This window comes from Rhizobium sp. 1399, from assembly GCF_031455475.1.
Lineage (GTDB): Bacteria > Pseudomonadota > Alphaproteobacteria > Rhizobiales > Rhizobiaceae > Rhizobium.
In genome coordinates this window covers 629,312-655,591 of the sequence record NZ_JAVDSU010000001.1, presented here as the reverse complement: position 1 = coordinate 655,591, position 26,280 = coordinate 629,312, and the positions used below count along the sequence as shown (strand labels likewise).

The window sequence follows — 26,280 nt, the reverse complement described above, 5'->3', positions numbered from 1 at the left end:
TTAAAGCTAAGTTATTGCGTTAGCTCTATCTAAGGCGCGCAAAGTCTAAAAGCAAATAATTTGCGTTTATGGATGTATGAAAGTTTCTGAACTGTTGGCCGCGGTTTTGCACGCGGAATTGCGTAAAAAGGGCCTGAAGCGTGCTAGGCGAATCTGAAAGATCGCAGCACACTTCAGGCGGATAAGGTTGGTTCGAAATGGCAGTGAAAGAGAATATCCGTCCGGGTGGCAGAAGCGCGCGTGTCCAGGCTTCCGTGCATGCCGCGGTGCGTGACCTCCTCGTAGAGATGAGCCGTGCAGAGATAACCGTGCCGCTGATCGCTGCGCGTGCTGGCGTGACGCCTTCCACCATCTATCGCCGCTGGGGTGACCTGCAGGAATTGCTGGCCGACGTTGCGGTGGAGCGCCTGCGCCCCGATATGGAGCCGGCCGATACCGGTACCGGCGCCGGTGATCTGGAGGCCTGGGCCGAGCAATATGCCGAAGAAATGTCTTCCGGTCCTGGCCGTGAATATATCCGCGATGTGCTCTCTGCCCAGACCGGCGACAATGCCAACAAATGTTGCAACTTCACCCGTCAGCAGATCGAGGCGATTGCCGGTCGGGCGAAGGAGAGGGGCGAGGCGTTCCCCGATGTCGATGCAGTGATGGATCGCGTAGTCGCCCCCATCATGTACCGTATCCTGTTCGGCGATGTCCCGACCGCGGCCCGCGTCCAGGAGCTTGTCGGCCACGTCTTCGGCCGGCGCAAGGCAGCCTGATCTTCACTCCGCGGCGGTGCGCTTCAGGCCGGAAATCTGGGTGATATAGGCGCGAAGCGCCGCCGGCCGCACCGGCTTGTGCTGTACGGCGATGCCATGCTTCTCCGCCTCGGCGCGCACCTCCGGCGTCCTGTCGGCAGTGACGAGCAAGGCCGGAATATCGACACCGAAATGCTGCCGCAGATGCAGGATCGCTTCGACCCCGGTCCCGTCGGCAAGATGATAGTCGGCAATGACGAGATCGGGCGGCTGACGCATCGACAGCGCCTGGACAACGGAAAGCGAATCCGCCGCCTGCGTATCGCAGCCCCATCCGTCGATCAGCAGCCGCATGCCTTCGAGGATCTTGGTTTCGTTGTCGATGCAGAGGATGCGCAATCCTTTTAGCGGCTGGGCCGTGCGGTCGACGGGAACGACGGCTGTTGCTGCGTCCGCGCTCTTCGAGATATCGAGCGGCATGAGAATGCGGAATTCCGTGCCCTTGCCATGCGTTGAATGAAGCTCGACCTTGTGATTGAGCACGCGGGCGATGCGGTCGACGATGGAGAGGCCGAGCCCGAGGCCCGATGCGGTCTTGGCACCCTCATCCAGCCGCGCGAATTCCTTGAACACTGTCCGGAATTTCGAAGGCGGTATGCCGATGCCGGAATCCATCACCTGGATCATCACTTGATTGCCACGTCGTCTTACCCCGACCAGCACCTTGCCGCTGACAGTATATTTGATGGCATTGGAAACGAGGTTCTGTACGAGACGGCGCAGCAGGTTCGGATCGGAGCGCACCCGCAGCGAGGTCGGCATGACCTTGAGCTTTAGTTTCTTCTCGCGGGCGATCGGTGCAAAATCGGTCTCGATGCGCTCGAGTAGATCTGAAAGCGGCACGGAAGCCAGCCGCGGGCGCATGGCGCCGGTATCCAGCCGGGAAATATCGAGCACGGCGCCGAGAATGGATTCGACCGATTCCAGCGCGGAATCGATATTGCGCACGATCGGGCTGTTTTCCGATTGCGCCATGCGTTCGACGAGCGCGGAAGAATAGAGCCGGGCCGCATTGAGTGGCTGCAGAATATCGTGGCCGGCGGCAGCAAAGAAGCGCGTCTTACCGATATTGGCTTCCTCGGCCGCTGCACGCGCCTCCGCGAGCTCCTTGTTGACGCGGGTCAGTTCCGCGGTGCGCTCGACGACACGCTGCTCCAGCGTCTCGTTTGCCTGTTTCAGCGCCCGGTCGGCGGCCACACGCTGGGTGATGTCGGTGAAGGTCGCGACGATGCCCTTGTCCGGCATGGCGTTGGAACGCACTTCGATGATGCGCTCGCCGCCGCCGAGCACCAGCGGGAAGGGCTTGTCGAGCGTCAGGAAATGCCGCACCGCTTGGCCCTGGTCGCCCGGTGCGATATCGCCGCGCTGGCTGAGGATACTGACGATTTCCGGTAGCGGAAAACCCACCTGGCCGGCATTTTCCGGCAAGTCCAGCAATTGCCGGAAGCGGCGATTCCAGATCGTCAGCCGATTGGAACTGTCGAAGACGGCAATGCCCTGATCCATCTGCGAGAGCGCCGTCTGCAGCATGTCCTGATTATATTGAAGTGCTTCGCTCGCCTGATCGAGCAGCCAGGCCGTGTCCGAGGAAGCATCCTCGATTTTTTGCAGGATCAACGACAGCACGAGCCGAGCCGAGGAGGAGCCGATAGCGCTGCCGAGAAGCTGCTCGGTGAAATGGATGAGCGCCATATCCGCCGGCTGGTCGTCCTCCAGCTTGCGTCCTGACGTCTGCTCGTAAGTCGCAAGCGAGCGCTGCATGCGCTCCTCGCCGAGATAGCGGGCGATCGCCGTCTTGAGATCTCCGACGCTGATGCGGGTCTTCCAGCCCCGCGTGGCAAATTGCGAGCGCGAATGCCGCTTGACGAAGATGCCGGCCTGGATGCGTTCCAGCGGCTTGGCGTTGCGCGTCAACGAGCCGACGATGAAGGTGGCGGTATTGACGAGCAGGCTCATTGCCGTCGCATTGACGAGCGGATCGGCATCCGGGCCGGTGAAGAGCGTTGTACCGGGAAAGATGAAGCCGAGGAAACTGCTCGCTACATAGGAATAATCCGGGCCTCCGAATGAGGGCAGGAACAGCAGGTAGACCCAGATGATGAAGCCGGACGAGAGGCCGAGGATGGCGCCGCGCGCATTCGCCCGCCGCCAGATCATGCCGCCGAAGAGGGCGGGCGCAATCTGCGCGATGGCGGCAAAGGAGAGCAGGCCGATCGAGGCGAGCCCTGCCGTGCTGTCGGTCGAACGGTAATAGGCGTAGCCAAGCAGCAGCACGGCGAAGATGGCGCTGCGGCGGATATTGAGCAGGCTTTTTGCGAAGTCGTCGCGCTGGCTCGCAAGGCCCGCGAGCTTCCGGCGCAGGAAGAACGGCATGACGATGTCGTTCGACACCATGATGGAAAGCGCCACGGAATCGACGATCACCATGGCGGTCGCCGCCGAAAATCCGCCGATGAAGGTGATCAGCGAGACAACAGGCATTTGCCCCACAAGCGGCAGAGAGAGCACGTAAAGGTCTGCGTTGCCGTTGCCGCCGAAGGTCAGCAGCCCGCCGATCGCAACCGGCAGCACGAAGAGATTGATGGCGATCAGATAAAGCGGGAACAGAAAGCCCGCGAGCCGGAGCTGCTTTGCCGTGCGGTTTTCGACGACTGTGACATGGAACTGCCGCGGCAGCATGATAATGGCGAAGGCCGAAAGCAGCGTCAGCGTGATCCATCGGCTGAGCGGTGTCTGATAGTCGAGTGCGGCGGTGACCAGAGCGTTCTCCGATCCTTTCTGCCACAGGTCGCTTGGCCCGTCGAACAGGAACCAGATGACGCAGATGCCCGCCGTCAGGAAGGCAACGAGCTTCACCATCGATTCCATCGATACTGCAAGGATGAGCCCGTCCTGATGTTCCGTCGCATCGGTGTGGCGGGTGCCGAACATGATTGCGAAGCAGGCAAGCACCAGCGTGACGATCAGCGGAAGGTCGAGGAAGTAGAGGTTGCCGCTGCCGATGCCATAGTCGGACGGATTGACCATGGCCGTGACCGTCGCTGAAATGGATTTCAGCTGCAGCGCGATATAGGGGATGGTGCCGATGAGGCAGATCAGCGCCACGATGGTTGCAACGGTGGAATTCTTGCCGTAGCGCGCGGCAATGAAATCGGCGACGGATGTAAGCTTCTCGGCCTTGGCGAGTTCGATGATGCGCTTCAAAAGCGGCATGCCGAGGGTGAAGACGAGGATCGGCCCGATATAGATGCCGGCAAATTCCAGCCCATGATGAGCCGCAAGGCCGACGCCGCCGAAATAGGTCCAGGAGGTGCAGTAGATCGCCAGGCTCAGCGCATAGACCACAGGCCGGCCGCCTTCCGGCACGCCGAATTTCCGGCTCCGGCGGTCACCGTAGCTCGCTACTGCGAAAAGCAGCAGAAGATAACCCAAGGCAAACGCAAATATGACCCAGCCTGGAAGCATTGACCCTCCGCCGACGGACAATCCGCCGTCCTCCCGGAACAGTCCGAGATTAGGGCAATTCAGCAAGTTTGAAAATTCCCGCGGCCTTGGTCTTAAGTTCTACGCGGATGGGGGCAGTGTCCGAATATTTCCAATTGCCGATTGATTAATTGAGATGAAGGTGTAGCTAATGAAAACAACGGCATGTCTTTGAAAATGCATCAAGGGGAGACAGATCGGATGCTCAATGAGTTCAAAGCTTTCATCGCCCGCGGCAATGTCATGGATCTCGCAGTCGGTGTTATCATAGGCGGCGCCTTCGGCGGCATCGTCAAGTCGCTGGTCGAAGACATGATCATGCCGATCGTCGGTGCGATCTTCGGCGGTTTCGACTTCTCCAACTACTACATTCCGCTGTCGAAGGAGGCCTTTGGGCAGCCAACCCTTGCACTTGCTCGTAGCCGCGGGGCCGTTTTCGCGTACGGCAATTTCATCACGGTCCTCATCAATTTCCTCATCCTCGCCGTGATCATTTTCCTGATGATCAAGGCTGTGAACATCCTGCGCGAGCAGGTCGAGCGCAAGGCGAAGGAAGCACCCGCGGAGGTTCCGCCGCCGCCGGCCGATGTCGCGCTGCTGACTGAAATCCGCGATCTTCTCGCCAAGCGCCCAGCCGTCTGATCCGGTCCTAAGCCCGTTCGCTCCGGCCGGAGCTCATCCATCACGAAAATCGATATGCCATCACGCATTGTCATGGGATTTGCGTCCGCAAATCCGCTATGAAGGCGTGAACTGGAGATGTGCATGTCGATTATAAGCAGCCTAAGCCCGCGCGCCGTCGCAGCGCCAGAAAGCGGGATCGTCGAAGTCGTCAATTATGCCCGCGGCCGCGAGGGCCTCTTGCCACTCTGGGTCGGCGAGGGTGATCTTCCCACTCCCGATTTCATCAATCAGGCCGCCATGCAGGCGCTCGCCGCCGGCGAGACCTTCTACACCTGGCAGCGCGGCATTCCGGAGCTGCGCCAGGCGCTGTCGGATTATTACTTCAGGCATTTCGGCATCCGCCTTCCAGTCGAGCACTTCTACGTCACCGGCTCCGGCATGCAGGCAATCCAGATCGCCGTCCAGGCGCTCACTTCGCCTGGTGACGAACTTGTCTATCTTACGCCGGCTTGGCCAAATATCGCTGCCGCCCTGGAAATCGCCGGCACCCGTTCGGTCGGCGTCGAGCTGCAGTTCGAAGGCGGCACCTGGGCTGTCGACCTCAATCGCATCGAAGCGGCGATCACGCCGAGGACCCGCGGCCTCTTCATCAATACCCCATCAAACCCGACCGGCTGGACCGCGACGAAGAGGGATCTGGCGGATATCCTGACGTTGGCCCGCAAGCATGATCTCTGGATCATGGCCGATGAGATCTATGCGCGTTATTTCTATGCTGGTGGCCGCGCGCCGTCTTTCCTCGACGTCATGGAGCCCGGCGACAAGATCATCTTCGTCAACTCCTTCTCCAAGAATTGGTCTATGACCGGCTGGCGCGTCGGCTGGATCGTTGCCCCGCCGGAAACCGGGCAGGTGCTCGAAAACCTGATCCAGTATTCGACCTCGGGCGTCGCACAGTTCATGCAGAAGGGCGCAGTCGCTGCCCTCAACGAGGGTGACGCCTTCGTGCAGTCGAATATCGACAAGGCAACCCGCTCCCGCGATATCCTCTGCGATGCACTGATCGCCACCAATCGGGTCGAAACACTGAAACCCGATGGCGCGCTTTACGCCTTCCTCAAGATCGACGGCGTCACCGATAGCCGCAAGGCTGCGATCGACATCGTCGACAAGACCGGCGTCGGCCTTGCCCCCGGCACGGCCTTCGGACCCGGCGGCGAGCTTTTTCTGCGCGCCTGCTTCCTGCGCGATCCGGCGCAGGTGACAGTCGCGGCCGAGCGGCTTTGCGACTATATCCTGAAGCTCTAGGCGGAGCGACGCATCGCTTCCGGCAGCACCGGTAGCAGCGTCACATTCCGGCCCTCGACGATGATGACTTCGCCGTCTCTCAGCGGCTGAAAGGGCGTGCCGGCTTCTTCAAGGAAGTGGACGGTCTTTTCGGCAGCTTCGGCCTCATCATGCGCCGAGCGGTAATGCGGGACGATGGAGAAATCGACGAGCCCGAGACCGTCCCACAGGATTGCTTCGTCGTAATCCGGTGCAAGCTGCTGCGGATCGTCCATGATGTCGATGCCCTTTAGCGAGGGCGTTGCAACGACCGACCCGGCGCTGAAGCCGCCATAGGCGATCGCATCCTCGCGTAGCAATTCTCCGATGATGCGATCGAAGCCGCTCTGCCGCATGGCCCGCCGCAGAAGAAAGGCATTGCCGCCGACGCCCCAGACGAGGTCGAAGCCGGCGAGCGCCTTTTTCAGCGCGTGCGGTTGCCCAAAATAGTCTCGCAAATCCACTTCTTCCGCCTCGATCCCCCAATCGGCAAGTTCTTCCTTGGGATCGTAGATATTGGCCTCGTAGGCACGCCGGGCCTCGGCCGGAATGAAGTCCAGCGCGTTCTGGATGACGGCGGCGCGCCGTCCGCCATTGAGAAGTTTCCTCAGCCGGAAGGCGCTGGCGCCGAGCCGGTAGGATGACAGGTAGAGTCTCATCGTTACCGCTCCCTGTTTTGGAGAAGCGGGTTACGAACCGGCATTGAGAGAAGATCTTGTGCCACGAGAAGTCCTTTGCATGGGGCGGACATCGGGGCAGAAACACAAAACCCCGCGCGTGTCCGGCGGGGTTGGGTCGGTGGTAGTGAACAGTTTCAGGTCACAAACCGACGCCCCCACCGCAAAGGGTGGTCGTCATGCCCATCGTCATAGCCTGGAACGCAAAGTTGTTCATGCACCTACTTTGACTTGCCGTGAACGCCTTGTCAACGCGCCCGGAATAAGGGGCGGCAAAAGGCGGTTTTGTCCCGAAACCGGCTGTTCGATAAAATTGTAGAAACACCTGAAATCCGCCTCTAACCACATCTCCAAACATACCGGCCGCAAAGGCTTTCCGAGGCCGTTTGATAACAAAATCGGAAAGGAAAAAGCCGTTCTGATGCTCCCGAAAAAGATAAAACAGGGAATGCAGACATGGCGGTTCTGGTGACAGGTGGGGCTGGATATATCGGCAGCCACATGGTTTGGACGCTGCTCGATGCCGGGGAAGATGTGGTCGTGCTCGACCGGCTCTCCACCGGTTTTCGCTGGGCCGTGGCGCCGGCGGCGCGCTTCTATCTCGGCGATGTCGCCGATCCGGATGTGCTGAAGAAGATCTTCATCGAAAACGATATCGAGGCGATCATTCATTTCGCCGGCTCCGCCGTCGTGCCGGCCTCGGTCTCTGACCCGCTTTCTTATTACGACAACAATTCCGGCAAGACACGTGTCCTGCTGAGTGCTGCGATCAAGGCGGGCATCCGTAACTTCGTCTTCTCGTCGACAGCCGCTGTCTACGGTCAGCAGAAGGGCTCCGCGCCCGTGAAGGAGACGGCGCCGCTCAATCCGGAAAATCCATACGGCCAGTCGAAGCTGATGACTGAAATGATGCTTCGTGACGCCTCTGCCGCCTATGACTTCAGCTATGTGGCGCTGCGTTATTTCAACGTTGCAGGCGCCGATCCGCAGCTGCGCACCGGCCAGTCGACCTCGGGCGCGACCCACCTCATCAAGGTCGCCTGTGAGGCCGCACTCGGAAAGCGCGACAGCATCGCCGTCTACGGCTTCGACTACCCGACCCATGACGGCACCGGTGTGCGCGACTACATCCATGTGAGCGATTTGACGGCAGCGCATTTGAAGGCGCTCCAGCATCTGCGCCAGGGCAGGGGGCCACTTGTCGCCAACTGCGGCTATGGCAACGGCTATTCCGTGCTCGATGTGTTGAACATGGTCACCCGCTTGAACGGTCACTCGTTCAAGATCAACATGGCGCCACGCCGGCCGGGCGACGCAGCAAGCGTCGTCGCCGATGCGACCCTTGCCCGTCGCGTGCTGGACTGGACACCGAAACACGACTCGCTGGAAACCATCGTCCGCAGCTCGCTCGATTGGGAACTCTTCCTGATGAACAGGAGCGTCGACGATCTGCACAGCATTCATCGCGCACTGGCTGCGGCTTCTTTCTGAAATGCAACCGAACATTTACCATCCCGGCGCAGTGCGGGTGGCCTGACGTTACGTGAATAAGGAATAATCAAGCTTTCTCTGGCTCGTTTCCGCCAAGGGAAAAGGGATCATGAAGAACTTCATAGCGTCACTACGGCTGCAAAAAGATAATCCGAAGTTTCTGGTGGCGCAGTTCGAAGCTTTGTCATCACAGATTCCGATTCTGTACGTTCTCCTCGTCATCAATGCGCTGGCTGTGGCCATCACCCACATCAAGTCGGCGCCTCTTTGGCTTTCGCTCTACATCCCCGTCGGTCTCAGCATCGTCTGCGTCTTCCGCCTCTGCTGGTGGGAGATATCAGGCAAGGAAAACGTCACGCCGGAGCGTGCGCTGCGGCTGATGAAGGTGACGCTGGTCGGCGCGGTTATCCTCACGATCGGCTTCGGCGGCTGGGCTATCGCGCTCTATCAGTATGGCGATGCCTCGCAGCAGGGCCAGATCGCCTATTTCCTGGTCGTAACCGGCATTTCCTGCGTCTTTTGCCTGATGCATCTGCCGCTCGCCGCGGCAATCACCACGGTCATCACTTTCACAGCCATGATCGTGACCTTCCTCTTTTCCGGCAATCCGGTTTTCGTCGCAACGGCGGTCAGCGGCTTGTTCCTGGTGCTGCCCTTCCTGCGTGTCATCAACAGCTACTTCCAGAATTTCGCGCACCTGGTGCGGCTTGCCGAAGAGCTCAAGCAGAAACAGGCCGAAGCCGAGGAACTGAACCTCGTCAACAGCCGCAACGCGCTCCAGGACCAGTTGACCGGCCTTGCCAATCGCCGCAGCTTCTTCCTGTCGCTCGAAAGGATGCTATTGAAGGATCCGTCTTCACCGCCTGTCATCGGCATCGTCGATCTTGATGGCTTCAAGCCGGTCAATGACGTCTTCGGCCATGCGGCTGGTGATCTCGTGCTGAAGGAGACAGCACGCCGCTTCGTCTCGCTGTTGGGCGATCAGGGTATCGTCTCGCGCCTTGGCGGCGATGAATTCGGCATCATCTTCCCCTCCGACATGACGCTCAGGGCCGTCTCTGACCTTGGAGTGGCGCTCTGTGCGGCCGTACGCGAACCTTTCGAGATTCCCGATGGTTCGGTACGCGTTTCCGGTTCCTGCGGCATCGTCTATCCTGAGGCGGGCGAGTACACGGCCGAAGATCTCTACGAGAAAGCGGATTTCGCTCTCTACCAGGTCAAGAGCAAGCGCATCGGCGGTGTGGAATTCTTCTCTCCGGAACACGAAAAGATCCTGACGCAACGCTATCTGATCGAGCTGGAGCTGCAGGCTGACAATTTCGCCAAGGAGTTGAAGCTCGAATATCAGCCGATCGTGGAGCTGCGCAGCGGCCGCGTCGTCGGTTTTGAGGCCCTTGCGCGCTGGGATAGCGCCCGCTTCGGCCGCATCAGTCCGGATGCCTTCATTCCGGCCGCCGAACGCACGGCGGTGATCGGCCGCATGACACGCATTCTCTTCTGCCAGGCGCTCGACGCACTGAAGATCATGCCGGCGCATCTGCGCGTCTCCTTCAACCTGTCGGCCCGCGACATCTGCGATCATGAAACATCGATGGCATTGCTCGCGATGATCAGCCGCGCCGGCGTCGATCCGAAACGTATCGAGTTCGAGATCACCGAGACGGCACTCCTGTCCGACTTCGACACTGCCGATCAGGTGATCGGCATGCTGCGTGCAGCCGGCATCTCGATTGCGCTTGACGATTTCGGCACGGGCTATTCGAGCTTGAGCCACATCCATCGCCTGGCCTTCGACAAGCTGAAGATCGACAAGGCCTTTGTGATGAATTTCGATCGCGATGCGCGCTGCATGAACATCACGCGCTCTGTCGCCAATCTCTGCCAGAACCTCGGCATCGCCTCCGTGGCCGAGGGTGTCGAAAGCGAGGATGTGGCCGAGTCACTGAAAGGCATCGGCGTAAGATTGGCGCAGGGCTATTATTTCTCGCGGCCGCTGCCGCTGGAACTGGCGATCGATTACGCGGTGCGGCGCGATGTCGCCGTTTCGCAGTCCCTCTCGGCCTGATTGATCAGCGAGCCACTGGAACCCCGACCCGACCCGGTTTATTCATGGGTCAGGAGCGAGGTGGATCATGGATAACAGTAATCAGAGCGAAGTCATTGTCGAGCGACGGGGCACGGCAGGCCTCATCCGGCTGAACCGCCCAAAGGCGCTGAACAGCCTGACGATCCCCATGGTGCGCGCGATTACCGCCGCGCTTGATGAGTTCGCCGCCGACGGAAACGTCGCCACCATTATCGTCATGGGTGAAGGCGAGCGTGGCTTCTGCGCCGGCGGCGATATCCGCGCCATCCACCTGAGTGGCCGCGCCGGCGATGGTCTCGCGGAAACCTTCTGGCGCGAGGAATTCCGCCTCAACCACAGGATCGCCACCTATCCGAAGCCCTATGTGGCGCTGATGGACGGTATCACCATGGGTGGCGGCGTCGGCCTTTCCAGCCATGGCCGCCATCGCATCGTCACTGAGCGCACCCGCCTTGCCATGCCGGAAACCGGCATCGGCTATTTTCCCGATATCGGCGCCACATGGCTGTTGCCCCGCACGCCGGGCGAAAGCGGTACGTGGATGGCCCTGACCGGGCTCGATATCAATGCCGCCGATGCGATCCATACCGGGCTTGCCGATTTCTATATGCTTTCCTCGCGTCTCGAAGGGGCGGTACAGCGTCTGACGAACCTGCCTGCGGGAAGTTCGTCGGACGATGTGGACGCAGCGCTAGGCGATCTCTCAGAACAGCCGGGCGAGGGCAGATTGCAGGCCAATGCCGCGATGATCGACCGTGCTTTTCACTTCAACCGCGTCGAGGACATCGCATCCGCACTGGGTGCGGAGGAGGGTGAATTCGCTGCCGAAACCCGCCGTGTGATGCTCACACGTTCGCCGACCAGTCTCAAACTTGCCTTGCGGCTGCTGAGAGCCGGCCGCCAGAGCCGCACGCTCGGCGAATGTCTTGCCCGCGAGCTCGGCGCCTGCATGCACATCCTGCATGGTCCGGATTTCTACGAGGGCGTCCGTGCAGCCGTCATCGACAAGGACCGCAATCCGAAATGGTCGCCGCCGACGATCGCCCTGGTCAATGATGAGATGATCGGCCGCTTCTTCGAGCCGGCAAAGCCGCCCCTTTTGCTCTAACCCTGCTGGTCAGGAGAGGTTTCAACGCCACATGCCGCGCATACGCGCGCCGACATCAATACGCACTTGCCGCGCCTGCTGGGCGGCTGCCGTATCGGTCTTGACCTGCGGCCAGCCGCAGACCTCGAAGAATTGCAGCAGCGTGGCTGGAATGAAGCGGCTGCGCGACGCATAGACATGCCGGTCGCCCTGCGAATTCTGACCATAAGTGAAGAAGCGCTGCGGCACGACGAGATCGAGACTGTCCTTGGCGCGGGTCATCGCCACATAGAGCAATCGCCGCTCCTCCTCGATTTCTGCCGTCGTGCCGACTGCGAGATCTGAAGGGATGCAGCCGTCAATGACGTTCAGCATGAAGACCTTGGTCCATTCCTGCCCCTTGGCCGAATGGATGGTCGAGAGGATGAGATAGTCCTCGTCGAGCAGCGGCACGCCTGCCTGATCCGAAGTCGCATCGGGCGGATCGAGTGTGAGCTCCGTCAGGAATCGCTCACGCGAGGCATAACCACCGGCGATCTGCTCGAGTTGCACGAGATCGGCAAGCCGCGCGCTCGCATCCTCATGCAGCCGTTCCAGATGCGGCTCATACCATCGCCGTACCAGCTCGATCTCGGCCGGCCAGCCAGCCTTGCCGGTCTTCAGCTCCTGCATGGTGGAAACGAAGGAGGTCCATTCCTCGCCCGAGCGCGGCGGTGCGGGCATGACGGCAAGCGCTGCGATCGGGCTTGCATCGTCAGCCATCTGGTCCAGCACCTTCTGCGCGGTGGACGGGCCAACACCCGGAAGGATCTGCATCAAGCGGAAACCAGCCACACGGTCGCGCGGGTTCTGGGCAAAGCGCAGCGCTGCCAGCATGTCCTTCACATGCGCACTGTCGAGGAATTTCAGCCCACCAAACTTCACGAAAGGAATGTTGCGGCGGGTAAGTTCCACCTCAAGTGGGCCGCTGTGATGCGAGGCGCGGAAGAGCACGGCCTGGCTTTTCAGCTTCACGCCCTCCTCGCGGTTGTCGAGAACCTTGTCGGCCACGTAGCGCGCCTGATCGTTCTCGTCGCGCACCGTCACCAGCCGTGGCCGTTCCGGCGATTCCCGCTCCGTCCAGAGGTTCTTGGTGAAACGCTCGGAAGCAAGATCGATCACCGCGTTGGCGGCGGCAAGAATCGGCTGCGTCGACCGGTAGTTGCGGTCGAGCGTGACGATATTGGCAGCCGGGCTGAAGGACGCCGGAAAATCGAGAATGTTGCGCACTGTGGCTGCGCGGAAGGAATAGATCGACTGCGCATCGTCGCCGACAACGGTCAGGCCCTGGCCATCAGGCTTGAGGGCAAGCAGGATCGAAGACTGAAGCCTGTTGGTGTCCTGATACTCGTCGACCAGCACATGGTCGAAGCGGCTGCCAATATCCTCGGCGATCATGGGTTCGGCCACCATCTGTGCCCAGTAGAGCAGCAGGTCGTCGTAATCGAGCACATTCTGGCTCTGTTTCGACTCGACGTAACAGGCAAAAAGCTCACGAAGCTGCTTTTCCCAGGTGGCGCACCAGGGGAAGGCGTCGCGCAGCACCAGCGGCAGTTCCGTTTCGGAGTTTACGGCACGGGAATAGATGGCAAGGCAGGTGCCCTTCGTCGGAAACCGGCTTTCCGTCTTGGAGAAGCCGAGATCGTGGCGCACGAGGTTCATCAGGTCGGCGCTGTCTTCCCGGTCATGAATGGAGAAGGCCGGGTCGATGCCGATCTGTTCGGCATAGTCGCGCAAGAGCCGCGCGCCGATGCCGTGAAACGTGCCGCTCCAGGCGAGCGCATCCGCCATGATGCCGGAATTCTTGCCGAGAACCTCGCCGCAGATACGCTCGACGCGCCGGCCCATTTCGGCTGCCGCCCGGCGGGAAAAGGTCATCAGCAGGATACGGCGCGGATCCGCACCCTTGAGAATGAGGTGTGCAACACGATGCGCGAGCGTATTGGTCTTGCCTGATCCGGCCCCGGCGATGACCAACAGCGGCCCGGCCACATGGCTGCCGTCTGTGAGTGTGCCGTGCTCCACGGCCATGCGCTGCTGGGGATTGAGTCTTTCGAGATACATCCAGCCGTCCGGTTAGGCTTCGCGGGAGAATCAACGCCCGCGAATAAAATCAGATGTTCCTTGGATGTTCTCGATTGGCGCCACTGTCAAGCAGGCGCGGGTCGCCATGCACTATTACGGAAAGTCCGGCACGATCTGGCGCCGCACCAGCTTCAGGCTGCGGTCGGGCTGGAGAATATAGGTTTCGTAGACGCGCTGGCCCTGCTGATCGTAGAAGTCGTTGTGGACGGCGCTGCCGATCGGCGATTTCGTCAGCTTCGTGCGCGGCTGCCCGCCATAGGTGATGCTGCCGGGAATGGGTTCCAGCGCAGGCGCGTCCGCGGCGGAGCAGCCGGCCAGCAAGGGTACAGCCAAAAGGGTCGTAGCAAGCAGGGCAGACACAAGCGCTTTCATCAACATTTTCCTCGGCCGCAATTGCATGGGGCTTCTGCCGACGGGGACAGGAGTATCGGAGCACCACCATCACGGCGACTATGCATCCAGCCGGCTGCGTATGGCAACAAACGTCGTCTTCTTGCGTTAACCCCTATTAGGTAATGTCAGGAACGGTCATGGTGCTGCGGTTTCACGGCTCGCCACCCCACGAGGAAGCCTGGATGAAGGGCCACAACACGGCCGCCATGCGCGCGTCCGTGGAAAGCGCCCTGCACGCCGCAGCCGATCTCGATGCGACCGAAATCATCGTCTCCACCATCGGCCCCACCGTCATTCTCGAAGGTTTCGTGAGCCAATGGGGTGATAGCGAGCGGGCATTGGCAATCGCCGAGGACATTGTCGGAAGCGGTTACGTGCATTGCCGCCTGCTGGTGAGATAAATCACGATCAGCACAGGAATTTCCAAGGAACCAACTCCCTGTCCCGCGTGTTGAAAAGCTGATTTCAATACGGGAGACAATAATGCAAACGCTGATACGCCTGTGGGCCGCAGCTCTGCTTCTGGGATGCGGCGCTTTTGCCGGCTCCGCCCATGCCTCACTCGAAACCGATATGAACTATTCGGCGCTGCCGAAAGACGAAATAGCGCTGAACGAATATACCAGCGCCGCCGTCTGCAAGCCCGCCGAACCGCATTACCTGCCGTCCTTCATCCGTGCCGCAGATGGCACAATCATCGGTGTAGGATATATTCAGGTGGAGGATGAGGATACTTCGGATTGCTGATAGAATATTCGAAGTTTCTTTCGAACGAGGCTCGTCTGCAGTCTCCCGCAGAAGGTGACGAGCCTCTAACCATCATCATGATGGCTGGCGTCGTTCTATTGATGAACAGATGAATGGCGCAATGTCTTTCGAGACAAAGCCCTGCGCGAGCTCCGGGCAGGGTTAAGTGAAAATTAAGCATTGCTTCGTTTCGGAACAGATCGGACTTTTATTGTCCAATACCGCCGCCGAAAGCTTAATGCACTTTAAGCTTTGCTTCCTCGGCCGCCGCCATAAACTCCGCGCGGGCCTCTTCGACGGTCTTTCTTCCATCGAGTGCGGCGCGGCAGGCGCTGCGTGCCTTGAGATATTTCAGTCCGCGTACGGCAGGCCAGAGATCGGTCAGGCAGGTCAGCGCGTCAAACGGTCCGTTAACCGTGCGTGCTCCCGCCTCTTCGAAACCTACCTTGATCGGACTATTCCATCGTTCAGTTGCCATCGACGCTCCTCCAGCATGTCTCGATAGAAACATTGAATGAAGCCTTCGGGTTCCTCCGCAAAGGCATTCAGAATGCTAATATTCTAGCGAGATTTTTGCCGGCAGCAATGGCGCCGATTGGCGCGGGGGATAATGCTAAAGGAGAAAACTGGTGCTGCCGAGTGGGATTGAACCACCGACCTCACCCTTACCAAGGGTGTGCTCTACCACTGAGCTACGGCAGCAGGACCAGACGCGAGAAGCGGAAACGCTCAATTCGCGTGAACGGGGCGGCTATTGCCACAGCTTCGGCAGGAGTGCAAGCCGCAAATTCCAACTTATCTGGGAATAACGTCCCGCCCACTTTTGGAATGGCGCGAATTCGGGTAGTTCTGGGGGATGAACGAAGAGACTGAGAAGGCCCGGCAGAGCCGGAAAGCGGCCATGGAAGCCCAAGCGGCATTGCGCCGCGAACGGGCTGCCGAAAAGCTGAGAGAAAATCTTTCAAGACGCAAACAGCAAGTGCGCGCGCGCCGATCCGGCCAGGCGGACGAGACGAATGGGCTGCCCGCCGCAAAAATGCCTGCCGCAAAAATGGACGAATCGTAATGTTCGGTCCGCGACGAATTGAAGCGTGCGGGGATTTGCTCTAAAGACCCCCACTTCTTGCCTTGCCCCCACAGGCAAAACTTTTGAGGAAAGGCGGGCCTCGCCCGTAAGTGCACATGGATCGTATCAGAATTGTCGGCGGCAATGAGCTTAACGGCATCATTCCGATTTCCGGCGCCAAGAATGCCGCGCTGCCGCTGATGATCGCCTCGCTGCTGACGAGCGATACGCTGACGCTCGAAAACGTGCCCCACCTTGCCGATGTCGAATTGCTGATGCGCATCCTCGGCAATCACGGCGTCGATGTCGCCGTCAACGGCCGTCGCGAGCGTCAGGAAGATTCCTACGCCCGCACGATCCATTTCACCTGCCGTACCATCGTCGATACGACCGCTCCCTACGAACTGGTCTCGAAGATGCGTGCTTCCTTCTGGGTCATCGGTCCGCTCCTGGCCCGCGAAGGTCATTGCCGCGTTTCGCTGCCGGGCGGCTGCGCGATCGGCACGCGTCCGGTCGATCTCTTCATCGACGGTCTGACCGCGCTCGGCGCGACGATGGAAATCGATGGCGGTTATATCAACGCCAAGGCACCGCAGGGCGGCCTCATTGGCACACATTATACCTTCCCGAAGGTATCCGTTGGCGCCACGCATGTGCTGATGATGGCGGCAACCCTTGCCCGCGGCACGACCGTAATCGGCAATGCCGCACGCGAGCCCGAAGTCGTCGACCTTGCCAACTGCCTGAATGCCATGGGCGCGAAGATTTCCGGCGCGGGCACCTCGACCATCACGATCGAAGGCGTCACCTCGCTCTCGGGCGCGCGCCACCGCGTCCTGCCTGACCGTATCGAAACCGGCACCTATGCTATGGCCGTTGCCATGGCCGGCGGCGATGTCGTACTCGAAAATACCGATATTGCCCTGCTGGAAACGGCGCTGGAAACACTGCGCCGCGCCGGCGCGGACATCTCGTCGACCAACAATGGCATGCGCATCAAGCGTAACGGCGCCGGCATCCAGCCGGTCGATATCGTCACGGATCCCTTCCCGGGCTTCCCGACCGACCTGCAGGCGCAGTTCATGGCGCTGATGACCCGCTCTTCCGGCATCTCGCATGTCACGGAAACCATCTTCGAAAACCGCTTCATGCATGTGCAGGAGCTTGCCCGCCTTGGCGCAAAGATCTCTCTTTCAGGCCAGACGGCGAAGATTGAAGGTGTCCAGCGGCTGAAGGGCGCCCCGGTCATGGCGACCGATCTTCGCGCTTCCGTTTCGCTCGTTATTGCCGGGCTTGCCGCCGAAGGCGAGACCACGGTTTCCCGCGTCTATCACCTCGATCGTGGCTTTGAGCGGTTGGAAGAAAAGCTGACCCGCTGCGGCGCCATCGTTGAGCGCGTCAGCGAGTAAGAAAAGGGCGCTTATGCGCCCTTTATCCCGGTTGCGTATTTGGTCTGAGCGCCTTATCTCCCTTGTCTGACAGATCGCCGCAGGTGCGGCTGAAAGACATGGGATAGAGGCTGGATGACCGACCTGAAGCTTGTTGCGCTCGATAGCGAAGACTTGGCCGTCATTTCCGCACATATGCAGGACAGCGTCCTCAAGGTAGCCGATATCGACTGGTCGCCGCGCGACAAGCAGTTTTCGCTCGCCGCCAACCGCTTCGTCTGGGAAGAGGCCGCCCGCAAGCGCAAGGGTTTCGAACGCCGCCGCGCTGCTCTCGTTTTCAAGCGCGTGCTTTCCGTCCGCTCGATCGGCATCGACCGTGCTCGGCGTGACGACGTGCTGTCGCTGCTGGCCTTGCGTTTCGAGCAGAAGGGCGAGGGGCCGGAAGGCACGCTGGAGCTTTCGCTGTCCGGCACGGCCTCTATCGCCCTCGATGTCGAATGCATCGAAGCGCAGCTTGCCGATATCGGCGGCGCCTGGGAAACGACTTCTAAGCCGCGCCACCCCGGCACCTGAGCCCAACAGTTTCGATCAGAGAAGGAATACCGCCTTGGCAATCTGGCTCACTCAGGCATCCGATGGTTTTGAGCAGCGTTTCGCGGCTTTTCTGACCACCAAGCGGGAAGTCTCCGAAGACGTCAACGCCGTGGTACGCGCTATTATCGATGACGTGCGCACACGCGGCGATGTCGCTCTCGCCGAATATTCGAAGAAGTTCGACAGCATCGACTACGCCACCGTACCGATGCGCGTCACCGAGGAAGAAATCGACAATGCCGTCGAGGTCGTCCCCTCGGAAGTTCTCGGCGCCTTGAAGGTTGCCGCACTCCGCATCGAATCCCATCACCGTCGTCAGCTTCCGAAGGACGATATCTACGAAGACAATATGGGCGTGGGCCTCGGCTCGCGCTGGACGGCAATCGAAGCCGTCGGCCTCTATGTGCCCGGCGGTACGGCGAGCTATCCGAGCTCGGTCCTGATGAACGCCGTACCGGCGAGGGTTGCAGGGGTCGATCGCATTGTTATCGCCGTGCCGGCGACGGGCGGTTCGGTCAATCCGGCAGTGCTGGCCGCGGCCAAACTTGCCGGCGTCAACGAAATCTACCGCGTCGGCGGCGCGCAGGCGATTGCTGCCCTTGCCTATGGCACGGAAACGATCGCCCCAGTTGCCAAGATTACTGGCCCCGGCAATGCCTATGTGGCCGCCGCCAAGCGCCAGGTCTTCGGCACTGTGGGTATCGATATGATCGCCGGCCCGTCAGAAGTGCTCGTCATCGCCGACAAGGACAACAATCCCGATTGGGTTGCCGCTGATCTGCTCGCCCAGGCCGAGCATGACGAGAGCTCGCAGGCCATCCTGATCACCGACGACGAGGAATTCGGCAAGGCGGTCGAAGCGGCCGTCGAACGGCAGCTGAAGACGCTGAACCGTGCAGAGACTGCTGCGGCTAGCTGGCGCGATTTTGGCGCAATCATCCTTGTCTCTGATCTCAAGGATGCCATTCCGCTCGCAAACCGTATCGCCGCTGAACATCTGGAACTCGCCGTCGCCGATCCCGATGCCTTTGTGGACAAGATCCGCAATGCCGGCGCGATCTTCATTGGCGCCCACACGCCCGAAGTGATCGGCGATTATGTCGGCGGCTCCAATCACGTGCTGCCGACGGCGCGTTCCGCCCGCTTCTCCTCCGGCCTTTCGGTTCTCGATTTCGTCAAGCGCACCTCGATCCTGCGGCTCGGTCCGCAGCAGCTCCGTGATCTTGGCCCGGCAGCGATTGCGCTTGCCGTTTCCGAAGGCCTCGATGCCCATGCGCGATCGGTCGCGATCCGCCTGAACCTCGAAAGGTGAGGGAATGGTGAAGGACGACTTTCGGCTCTGCGACGTTGTCCTTGACGATACGATCGGCCGTTCGACTCCTGATGTCGAGCATGAGCGGGCAGTGGCGATCTTCGACCTGATCGAGGAGAATTCCTTCACACCCGTCGGCCATGCCGGCGGGCCCTATCGGCTGAACATCTCGCTGGTCGATTCCAAGTTGGTCTTTTCCATCACCACGGAAAACGGCGAGAATGTTGCAACCCATATCCTGTCACTGACGCCCTTCCGCCGGATCGTGAAAGACTATTTCATGATCTGCGAGAGCTATTACGAGGCGATCCGCTCGGCCTCGCCGAGCCGCATCGAGGCGATCGACATGGGCAGACGCGGCATTCACAACGAGGGCTCACAAACGCTGAAGGACCGTCTCTCGGGTAAGATCGATGTCGATTTCGACACCGCCCGGCGTCTCTTCACGCTGGTCTGCGTACTCTATTGGCGCGGATGACGGCGATGGAGCCGCACGTCGAAACGGAGGACGGAAAGCGGCCGGGCGCCATCCTCTTCATGTGCGGGCTGAATGTCATCCGCTCGCCGATGGCGGAAGTGATCGCCCGTAGCATTCTGCCTGGAAATACCTATATAAGGTCTGCCGGCGTTCGCGCCGGCGAACGCGATCCTTTCGTCGATGTGGTGCTGGAAGAAATTGGCCTGTCGCTCGGCCGCCGCCAGCCGCAGACGCTGGAGGAGCTTGAGGACGATTATTTCGACCTCATCATCACGCTCTCACCGCAGGCCCATCACGCAGCACTCGAGCTGACCCGCTCCAGCGCCGTTGACGTGGTCTACTGGCCGACCATGGATCCGACGGTCGCGACTGGAACGCGCGAGCAGATATTGGACAGCTATCGAGAGGTTCGCGATCACATCGCCGGCCTCATCGAAAGCCGGCTACTCAAGAGAAATGGCATCGCCGCGCAATCGGCGTGAAACAAAAGATAGAAAGCCCGATCTACGAGGTTCACAAATCCCCGTTGATTGTGTAGTTTCCGCGCAAATTTTGAGGCGCCCAGCGCCGCTTTACCCAACACACAGGAAGAAAACCCTTATATGCCGAAAGAAGAAGTCCTCGAATTCCCGGGTATCGTGACCGAACTTCTGCCGAATGCGACATTCCGCGTGAAGCTCGAAAACGAGCATGAGATCATTGCCCACACCGCCGGCCGCATGCGCAAGAACCGTATCCGCGTTCTCGCCGGCGACAAGGTTCTGGTCGAAATGACGCCCTACGACCTGACGAAGGGCCGCATCACCTACCGCTTCAAGTAAGCTTGGTCTGCGAAGCTCCCCGGAGTTTCCGCTCCCGCCTGCCGATGGTCGAGGTTCCATGGCGCTGAAATACAAGCTCATTCTGGCCTCGGGCTCGCCCCGCCGCGTCGATCTGCTCAATCAGGCCGGCATCGAGCCTTCGCGCCTGATGCCGATGGATATCGACGAGGCACCGAAGAAGTCGGAGCATCCACGCTCGCTCGCTCGCCGCCTCTCAGGCGAAAAGGCGGAAGCGGCACTTGCCGCCATCAAGGGCGACATCACCTGGAAGGGCAGCTATATCCTGTCCGCCGATACGGTGGTCGCTGTCGGTCGCCGCATTCTCGGCAAGGCGGAATTTGCCGATGAGGCGTCAAACTCGCTGCACCTGCTCTCCGGCCGCAACCACGTTGTCTATACCGGCATCTGCCTGATCACGCCCGACCGCAAGGTGCGCCAGAAGATCGTCGAGACGAAAGTGCGCTTCAAGCGCCTGTCGAGCTTCGAGATCGAAAACTACATTGCCTCGGGCCAATGGCGCGGCAAGGCCGGCGCCTACGGCATCCAGGGGCTGGCTGGTACCTTCGTGCAGAAAATGGTGGGCTCCTACACCAATGTCGTGGGGCTGCCGCTTTATGAGACCATTCTGCTTCTGACCGGCGAGGGCTTTGATGTCCACAGCCGCTGGCCCGAGGGCTGATCTCCCGCTAGAGCGCCGTGCGTCCATTCGGACGCACAAAGGACGCTCAACCTTGTTGAATCTACGCATCAGGCTTTCCGAAAATCGGAACGATTTTCGGCCGATGCTGTAGGAGGAAACCATGTCTGATGAAATGAAGACCGACGACAAGGTCAAGCCGCTGCGCAAGACGCGCCCCTGCCCGGAATGCGGCAAACCGTCGAACCGCGAACACTATCCCTTCTGTTCCAACCGCTGCCGCGAAGTGGACCTGTCGCGCTGGCTGACGGGCTCCTACGCCATCCCCGTGGCCGACGACGAGACGAAGGCGGATTATCCCGACGAGGAAAACTAGAGCAATACCAGCAAAAATGTGCAGCGGTTTTTGCATCCGCAATTGCGTGAAGACAAAGGAGCAGAGCAGGTTTTCCACCGCGAAGCCTTTATTTTTCCTCGCAAATCGCCAAAATCCGCAGGACCTTCAAAAAACTATCATTTGATGCTTGCCATGGGCGAACAAGATGCTATAACCCCGCTCGCTTCCGGGGCGAACCAAGGCCCTGACATTCTCAAGCAGGATGTTTCCTAAGAAGCATGGCTAGCCCAGGTAGCTCAGTTGGTAGAGCAGCGGATTGAAAATCCGCGTGTCACTGGTTCGATTCCGGTCCTGGGCACCATTCAATCTCTGAAGCATTTCTATCCAAACATACATGGCATTGTAGAATGCGGTGTATCCACCTTTGTGCGCTCGGTAGGCGCGACTTCACGACTTCATGAGCGGTCCGCCTTTTGAGGCTCATCATCATGCAGGAAGCAGATATCGATCCTCAGGGGAGAAAATGTTTCCAACTGGTTGCGGATCTAACCTGACTGGGGTAGCGCCGTACACTGAACCCTGCGCCATCTTCACCTCCTCTGCACAAACCCGCGTAACCCTCGGACCTTAGTCCGTTTCGGATAGGCGCATTTTTGCGCATGATCCGAAATTGGATCGCAACAATGGGGAGGATACTGTGATCTACGAAAAGCGGAATATTACCGACAGTCCGAAAGAACGGACGCTCTTCGAGAGGGAAGCAGCGGATGCCCTCAACAAGCATTATCGGCGTCCGATCGCTATCTGGTTTTCCTGGCAGCCAGGGCAGAAGCCTAACACCATCGATCTGCGGGCCACTCCCCAGGTACTAACTCAAGCTGAGAGTCGAGGTCCGAGGGGGCTTCCATGATTTGAGAGACCGTGCCGAACGAGCTGCGGGATGATGCCCATGCAAACTCCCGACCCTTTGCGTTGACGTTCGACGGCCGGCTTCGGCTCGCATCGGCTGCGAAGCTCCGCACCGCAACGTCAAACGGAAATGTCGTGCGGTTCCTCAACCGGCCCGAATTCCGGCGGACGAGAGAATGGCGAAGGTCCGAGGCCGAAGCTTGAGAACCAGCCCGGCGGTCCGTATTTTGTTTCGTCGCTCAAATTGGGCGGCGGAAACAGTCCGGCAAACTTCGCGTAGGATATCATCACGCCAAAAAACAGCGTGAGGACGAAAGCGACTTTCTTGGCTCGGGAGACATCATCTTTTTGCATTTGTTTGCCTGCTGACAACGACATCGAACCAGTTGGTACGAAAATCGTGTCAGGAAATTGTCGAAACGAATATGTGATAGCAACCGGGGCTCTTAGGTATTGCATTCCGTTGGAACGTCGCCGGAATTTTCGCTCCAACAGGCAGCGGACGGAACCTCTCGCGACCATTTCCGTTTATGGCCCATGGCCCGTCAAACGTTCTGGAAAGGTTACCTCAAGCTCTCGCTTGTCACCGCGTCCGTTTCACTGACGCCGGCGACGTCGGAGTCGAGCAAGGTGCGGTTTCATGTATTGAATCGCGCAACGAAAAACCGCGTCGAAAGCCGCTATGTCGATAGCGTCACACACAAGCCCGTTGCCCAGAGGGATCAGATGAAAGGCTATCCGCGTGGCGAGGACGACTATGTTCTGCTCGAGGACGAGGAGATCGAAGAGGTGGGGCTGGAAAGCACGCGCACAATCGATATCGATACTTTCGTGCCGCGCGGGTCGATCGACTGGATCTGGTACGACAAGCCACATTTCCTGGCGCCGGAAAACAAGGTCGGCATTGAGGCCTTCTGTGTGATCCGCGAGGCGATGAAAGCCAACGATGTCGTCGGCATCGCTCGGCTGGTGCTTTACCGGCGAGAGCGTGCGGTGCTCCTGGAACCGCAAGGCAAGGGCATCATTCTCTGGACGCTGCGTTATGGAGACGAGGTGCGCGAACCGGCGGCCGAACTCGATATGAAGGCGAAGGTCGATAGCGAGTTGCTGACCCTGATGAAAAAGCTGGTCAAAGAAGAGACGAAGGAATGGAGCCCTTCGATGGTACAGGATCCGGTTCAGAAGCGGCTGAAAGCGTTGATCCGCAGCAAGGAAAAGAACCTCAAGAAGGCTGCCCCGGCTCGCAAGCCTGCGCCGGTGAAATCGACGGGCAATGTCATCAACATCATGGATGCGCTGAAGAAGAGCCTGGCCGCTGAAGGCGGTAGCGGGAAGTCGCGATAATCTTGAAAAGTCCGCAGGGTTGGAAGTGAAGCCCTATCGCTTCCGCTTCTGCAATGGCTTTGCCGCCGCAAAGAACCCATCCCAAGGATCCTTGCCAAGCGCATCGAGCCGCGCCGGCGCATTATCGACGGTGAAATAGGCGGGGCCGATTTCGGTGGTCAGTTCACTCCATTCCAGCGGCATGGAAACGGCCGCACCCGGGCGAGCGCGCGCGGAATAGGCGGCAACGGCGGTGTTGCCGCGGCCGTTCCGGAGATAGTCGATGAAGATCTTGCCGCTGCGCTTCGCCTTGGTTGCGGTTGCAAGATAGCGCTCGGGATCATCTTGCGACATGCTGTCTGCCAGCCATTTGGCAAAGCCCTTCACATCCGCCCAACCGGCCTTCGGCTCAAGCGGCGTCACCACATGCAGGCCTTTGCCGCCGGATGTTTTGACAAAGGCTGCAAGGCCTTCACCTTCGATGCGTACCTTCAATTCGTAAGCGGCGGCTATCACATTTTCCCATGGCACATCCTCGGCGGGATCGAGGTCCATGGTGATCATATCGGGTTTTTCCCAATTATCCGTCGTCGTGCCCCAGGGATGGATTTCCAGCACGGCAGATTGCACCAGCGCCACGAGACCGTCGAAATCGGTAATGCGCAGTAGCTTCTCTCCACCCTTGTCTTTGGGGTCGGTAATTTCCTCGATATGGTCGTTCATGCCTTTCCAGGCATGTTTCTGGAAAAACCGTTGATGGCCGGAAATCCCGTCGGGCAGGCGCAGCAGGGCAAGCGGCCGGTTGACCACATAGGGCGCCATGAGGTGCCAGACCTGCGCATAATAATTGGCGAGGCCTTCCTTGGTGACGCCCTCATCCGGCCAGTAGATGCGGTCGGGATGAGTGAGCGGCACCGCCAATTTCGGCAGGTTTTTCGTGGTCGTCTTTTCCATCTCGCGCACAACGTCCTTTGCCGGCTTGTCCTCCCGCAATCCGCGGAAGGCCGCGTGGCGCAGATTACCATCCGCCGACCATGCGCGGAACTCCACTTCGGCAACGAGCTGCGGCTTGACGTAATGCAGGCCGCGCCGTTCCTCGGCGGTCAGCGTGTCGTCGAAGGAATTCTGCTTCATCTCCATCGCAGAAAGCCGCTCGTAAAGCATCTGCGCCGTCGCGACCGTGAAACCAGTGCCGACGCGGCCGACATGCTTTAGCGCGCCATCCTCGTAATAACCCATGGCGAGCGAGCCGATGGCATTCTTCATCGCGGTCGAGGGCACATAGCCGCCGATGACGAATTCCTGCCGCTGCGAGCATTTCGACTTGATCCATTCACCGTTGCGGCCGGAAATATATTTGCTGTCGCGCTGCTTGGAGACGACGCCTTCGAGGCTGAGCCGGCAGGCGTGATCCAGCACCAGCCCGCCGTTCTCGTTGAAATGCGTGCTGTAACGCAGCTTGCTGCTATCTTTGGGAACCACCGTCTCCAGCAGACGTTTGCGTTCGAGGAGGCTTACATCGAGCAGGCTGTATCCGTCGAGATGGAGCAGGTCGAAAGCATAGAAGACGAAGCGGTCGTAACGACCTTCGCTGAGGTCGTGCTGCAGGGAAGAGAAGTCCGACGCGCCGTTATCGCGCTCGACGACGAGTTCACCATCGATGACGGCCGTTTCGACCGGTAAGGATGCAAAGGCATCGACAAGGTCCTTGCCGAATTTCTCCGTCCAGTCGAGACCGCCGCGTGTGAGCATCGTCACCCGCCCATTCTCAATCTTCACCTGTAGCCGGTAACCGTCGAACTTGATCTCGTGGATCCAGCCCTCACCGGCCGGTGGCTTGGGCTTCAGTTTGGCGAGCGCCATCTCGATGAAGTCGGGCATATCAGCTTTTTTCGCGCCCTTTGGCCAATCCTGCTCTTGCGGCGCAGAGGATTTTGCCTTTCTGGCTGGCGCCTTGGCCTTTGCGGCAACGGCCTTGCCACCCTCCGGTCTGGAGTGCCAGGTGGCGTTGGGATTCTTCGCCACCTCTTCGAGTTGCCGACCGGTTTTGGCGGATTCGGGGCGCTCTTCGAGGATATCGGCTTCACCCTCACGGCGGGCTTCCTCGTCGTCGCCCTTGATGAGCAGCCAGTTCTCGCGCTTCTCGCCGGGTTTTCCATGCATGCGCACCAGATGCCAGCGCCCCTTCAGCTTCTCGCCGTCGAGTTCGAATTCCATGTGCCCCTTGCGATAGGCCTTGCGTGGATCGCCGAGCGGCGTCCAGCTGCCGCGATCCCAGACGATGACCGTGCCGCCGCCATACTGGCCCTTTGGAATGATGCCTTCGAAATCGCCATAGGAGAGAGGATGATCCTCGACATGGACGGCAAGGCGCTTGTCTTCGGGGTTAAGGCTCGGTCCCTTGGTGACGGCCCAGCTTTTCAGCACGCCATCCATCTCAAGGCGGAAATCATAGTGCAGGCGGGTGGCGTCGTGCTTCTGGACGACGAAACTGTTGCCTGTCGCCCGGCCTTTCCGGCCGCGCGGCTCCGATGTGATCTTGAAATCGCGTTTGGCCTGATAGGTTTCGAGCGCCAT

26 protein-coding genes and 2 tRNA genes are annotated in these 26,280 nt (G+C 59.8%); 20 read left to right on the top strand and 8 right to left on the bottom strand.

Annotated features, from left to right (window positions below; translation table 11 throughout):
- Nucleotides 1-197: 197 nt before the first annotated feature.
- Nucleotides 198-761, top strand: a complete 564-nt coding sequence (locus J2X71_RS03430; RefSeq protein ID WP_113323632.1) for a TetR/AcrR family transcriptional regulator — start codon at nucleotides 198-200, stop codon at nucleotides 759-761.
- 3 nt (nucleotides 762-764) lie between these two features.
- On the opposite strand, the gene J2X71_RS03425 is transcribed toward J2X71_RS03430, so the two are convergent.
- Nucleotides 765-4,265, bottom strand: coding sequence for a PAS domain-containing hybrid sensor histidine kinase/response regulator (locus J2X71_RS03425; RefSeq protein WP_310378951.1), 3,501 nt, complete (start codon nucleotides 4,263-4,265; stop codon nucleotides 765-767).
- A gap of 219 nt (nucleotides 4,266-4,484) precedes the next feature.
- On the opposite strand from J2X71_RS03425, the gene mscL reads away from it, so the two are divergent.
- Nucleotides 4,485-4,925 (top strand): large conductance mechanosensitive channel protein MscL, encoded by a 441-nt coding sequence (gene mscL, locus J2X71_RS03420; protein ID WP_310378949.1) that lies wholly within the window; start codon nucleotides 4,485-4,487, stop codon nucleotides 4,923-4,925.
- Between the two features lie 123 nt (nucleotides 4,926-5,048).
- Nucleotides 5,049-6,215: a pyridoxal phosphate-dependent aminotransferase gene (locus J2X71_RS03415; protein WP_310378946.1), complete on the top strand. Its 1,167-nt coding sequence runs from the start codon at nucleotides 5,049-5,051 to the stop codon at nucleotides 6,213-6,215.
- Here the strand turns inward: J2X71_RS03415 and J2X71_RS03410 are convergent.
- Nucleotides 6,212-6,892 (bottom strand): Type 1 glutamine amidotransferase-like domain-containing protein, encoded by a 681-nt coding sequence (locus J2X71_RS03410; RefSeq protein ID WP_310378944.1) that lies wholly within the window; start codon nucleotides 6,890-6,892, stop codon nucleotides 6,212-6,214. The genes J2X71_RS03415 and J2X71_RS03410 overlap by 4 nt on opposite strands.
- Nucleotides 6,893-7,366: 474 nt before the next feature.
- Between J2X71_RS03410 and galE the strand changes: the two genes are divergently transcribed.
- The 3 genes from galE to J2X71_RS03395 all read left to right on the top strand — a co-directional run bounded on the left by galE (nucleotide 7,367) and on the right by J2X71_RS03395 (nucleotide 11,595).
- Nucleotides 7,367-8,401, top strand: a complete 1,035-nt coding sequence (gene galE / locus J2X71_RS03405; protein WP_113323627.1) for a UDP-glucose 4-epimerase GalE — start codon at nucleotides 7,367-7,369, stop codon at nucleotides 8,399-8,401.
- Between the two features lie 109 nt (nucleotides 8,402-8,510).
- Nucleotides 8,511-10,466: an EAL domain-containing protein gene (locus J2X71_RS03400; RefSeq protein ID WP_310378942.1), complete on the top strand. Its 1,956-nt coding sequence runs from the start codon at nucleotides 8,511-8,513 to the stop codon at nucleotides 10,464-10,466.
- Between the two features lie 67 nt (nucleotides 10,467-10,533).
- Nucleotides 10,534-11,595 carry an enoyl-CoA hydratase/isomerase family protein gene (locus tag J2X71_RS03395; protein ID WP_310378940.1) on the top strand — a complete coding sequence of 354 codons (1,062 nt, stop codon included), beginning with the start codon at nucleotides 10,534-10,536 and terminating at the stop codon, nucleotides 11,593-11,595.
- Nucleotides 11,596-11,616: 21 nt separating this feature from the next.
- Here the strand turns inward: J2X71_RS03395 and J2X71_RS03390 are convergent, their stop codons facing one another.
- Both J2X71_RS03390 and J2X71_RS03385 read right to left on the bottom strand, forming a co-directional pair.
- Entirely contained in the window at nucleotides 11,617-13,677 is a 2,061-nt protein-coding gene (locus tag J2X71_RS03390) for an ATP-dependent helicase (RefSeq protein ID WP_310378938.1), read from the bottom strand.
- 114 nt (nucleotides 13,678-13,791) lie between these two features.
- The gene (locus J2X71_RS03385; protein WP_310378936.1) at nucleotides 13,792-14,070 is read right to left on the bottom strand and encodes a hypothetical protein; all 279 of its coding nucleotides are present in this window, start codon (nucleotides 14,068-14,070) and stop codon (nucleotides 13,792-13,794) included.
- Nucleotides 14,071-14,228: 158 nt separating this feature from the next.
- On the opposite strand from J2X71_RS03385, the gene J2X71_RS03380 reads away from it, so the two are divergent.
- Together J2X71_RS03380 and J2X71_RS03375 are read left to right on the top strand one after the other, a co-directional pair.
- Complete coding sequence (locus J2X71_RS03380) at nucleotides 14,229-14,492, top strand: BON domain-containing protein (RefSeq protein WP_310378934.1); 264 nt, start codon at nucleotides 14,229-14,231, stop codon at nucleotides 14,490-14,492.
- A gap of 82 nt (nucleotides 14,493-14,574) precedes the next feature.
- Entirely contained in the window at nucleotides 14,575-14,838 is a 264-nt protein-coding gene (locus tag J2X71_RS03375) for a hypothetical protein (RefSeq protein ID WP_310378931.1), read from the top strand.
- A gap of 235 nt (nucleotides 14,839-15,073) precedes the next feature.
- Here the strand turns inward: J2X71_RS03375 and J2X71_RS03370 are convergent, their stop codons facing one another.
- Both J2X71_RS03370 and J2X71_RS03365 read right to left on the bottom strand, forming a co-directional pair.
- A complete protein-coding gene (locus J2X71_RS03370) occupies nucleotides 15,074-15,316 on the bottom strand; it encodes a DUF982 domain-containing protein (RefSeq protein WP_007821147.1) in 243 nt (80 codons plus the stop codon).
- A 149-nt stretch (nucleotides 15,317-15,465) separates the two neighbouring features.
- Nucleotides 15,466-15,540, bottom strand: a tRNA-Thr gene (locus J2X71_RS03365).
- Nucleotides 15,541-15,694: 154 nt separating this feature from the next.
- Here J2X71_RS03365 and J2X71_RS03360 point away from each other — a divergent pair.
- The 11 genes from J2X71_RS03360 to J2X71_RS03310 all read left to right on the top strand — a co-directional run bounded on the left by J2X71_RS03360 (nucleotide 15,695) and on the right by J2X71_RS03310 (nucleotide 21,832).
- On the top strand, nucleotides 15,695-15,904 hold the full coding sequence (locus J2X71_RS03360; protein ID WP_310378927.1) for a hypothetical protein: 210 nt from the start codon (nucleotides 15,695-15,697) through the stop codon (nucleotides 15,902-15,904).
- Nucleotides 15,905-16,020: 116 nt separating this feature from the next.
- On the top strand, nucleotides 16,021-17,313 hold the full coding sequence (murA, locus tag J2X71_RS03355) for a UDP-N-acetylglucosamine 1-carboxyvinyltransferase (RefSeq protein ID WP_007821142.1): 1,293 nt from the start codon (nucleotides 16,021-16,023) through the stop codon (nucleotides 17,311-17,313).
- 114 nt (nucleotides 17,314-17,427) lie between these two features.
- Complete coding sequence (locus tag J2X71_RS03350; protein WP_113325741.1) at nucleotides 17,428-17,865, top strand: DUF2948 family protein; 438 nt, start codon at nucleotides 17,428-17,430, stop codon at nucleotides 17,863-17,865.
- A gap of 34 nt (nucleotides 17,866-17,899) precedes the next feature.
- A complete protein-coding gene (gene hisD, locus J2X71_RS03345; RefSeq protein ID WP_310378922.1) occupies nucleotides 17,900-19,198 on the top strand; it encodes a histidinol dehydrogenase in 1,299 nt (432 codons plus the stop codon).
- 4 nt (nucleotides 19,199-19,202) lie between these two features.
- Nucleotides 19,203-19,676, top strand: a complete 474-nt coding sequence (locus J2X71_RS03340) for a UPF0262 family protein (protein ID WP_310378921.1) — start codon at nucleotides 19,203-19,205, stop codon at nucleotides 19,674-19,676.
- Nucleotides 19,673-20,158: a low molecular weight phosphatase family protein gene (locus tag J2X71_RS03335; protein WP_310378919.1), complete on the top strand. Its 486-nt coding sequence runs from the start codon at nucleotides 19,673-19,675 to the stop codon at nucleotides 20,156-20,158. The genes J2X71_RS03340 and J2X71_RS03335 overlap by 4 nt, the downstream gene beginning before the upstream one ends.
- 120 nt (nucleotides 20,159-20,278) lie before the next feature.
- Nucleotides 20,279-20,497, top strand: a complete 219-nt coding sequence (gene infA / locus J2X71_RS03330; RefSeq protein WP_003545338.1) for a translation initiation factor IF-1 — start codon at nucleotides 20,279-20,281, stop codon at nucleotides 20,495-20,497.
- A 58-nt stretch (nucleotides 20,498-20,555) separates the two neighbouring features.
- Nucleotides 20,556-21,176, top strand: a complete 621-nt coding sequence (locus J2X71_RS03325) for a Maf-like protein (RefSeq protein ID WP_007821131.1) — start codon at nucleotides 20,556-20,558, stop codon at nucleotides 21,174-21,176.
- 121 nt (nucleotides 21,177-21,297) lie between these two features.
- Nucleotides 21,298-21,510, top strand: coding sequence for a DNA gyrase inhibitor YacG (yacG, locus tag J2X71_RS03320; RefSeq protein ID WP_310378916.1), 213 nt, complete (start codon nucleotides 21,298-21,300; stop codon nucleotides 21,508-21,510).
- A gap of 42 nt (nucleotides 21,511-21,552) precedes the next feature.
- Nucleotides 21,553-21,744, top strand: coding sequence for a hypothetical protein (locus J2X71_RS03315; RefSeq protein WP_310378915.1), 192 nt, complete (start codon nucleotides 21,553-21,555; stop codon nucleotides 21,742-21,744).
- A gap of 12 nt (nucleotides 21,745-21,756) precedes the next feature.
- Nucleotides 21,757-21,832: transfer RNA gene (locus J2X71_RS03310), tRNA-Phe, on the top strand.
- Between the two features lie 668 nt (nucleotides 21,833-22,500).
- On the opposite strand, the gene J2X71_RS03305 is transcribed toward J2X71_RS03310, so the two are convergent.
- On the bottom strand, nucleotides 22,501-22,734 hold the full coding sequence (locus tag J2X71_RS03305; RefSeq protein ID WP_310378913.1) for a hypothetical protein: 234 nt from the start codon (nucleotides 22,732-22,734) through the stop codon (nucleotides 22,501-22,503).
- A 183-nt stretch (nucleotides 22,735-22,917) separates the two neighbouring features.
- Between J2X71_RS03305 and J2X71_RS03300 the strand changes: the two genes are divergently transcribed.
- Nucleotides 22,918-23,724, top strand: coding sequence for a Ku protein (locus J2X71_RS03300; RefSeq protein WP_310378912.1), 807 nt, complete (start codon nucleotides 22,918-22,920; stop codon nucleotides 23,722-23,724).
- Between the two features lie 33 nt (nucleotides 23,725-23,757).
- Here J2X71_RS03300 and ligD read toward each other — a convergent pair whose 3' ends face one another.
- Nucleotides 23,758-26,280: a DNA ligase D gene (ligD, locus tag J2X71_RS03295; protein ID WP_310378910.1), complete on the bottom strand. Its 2,523-nt coding sequence runs from the start codon at nucleotides 26,278-26,280 to the stop codon at nucleotides 23,758-23,760.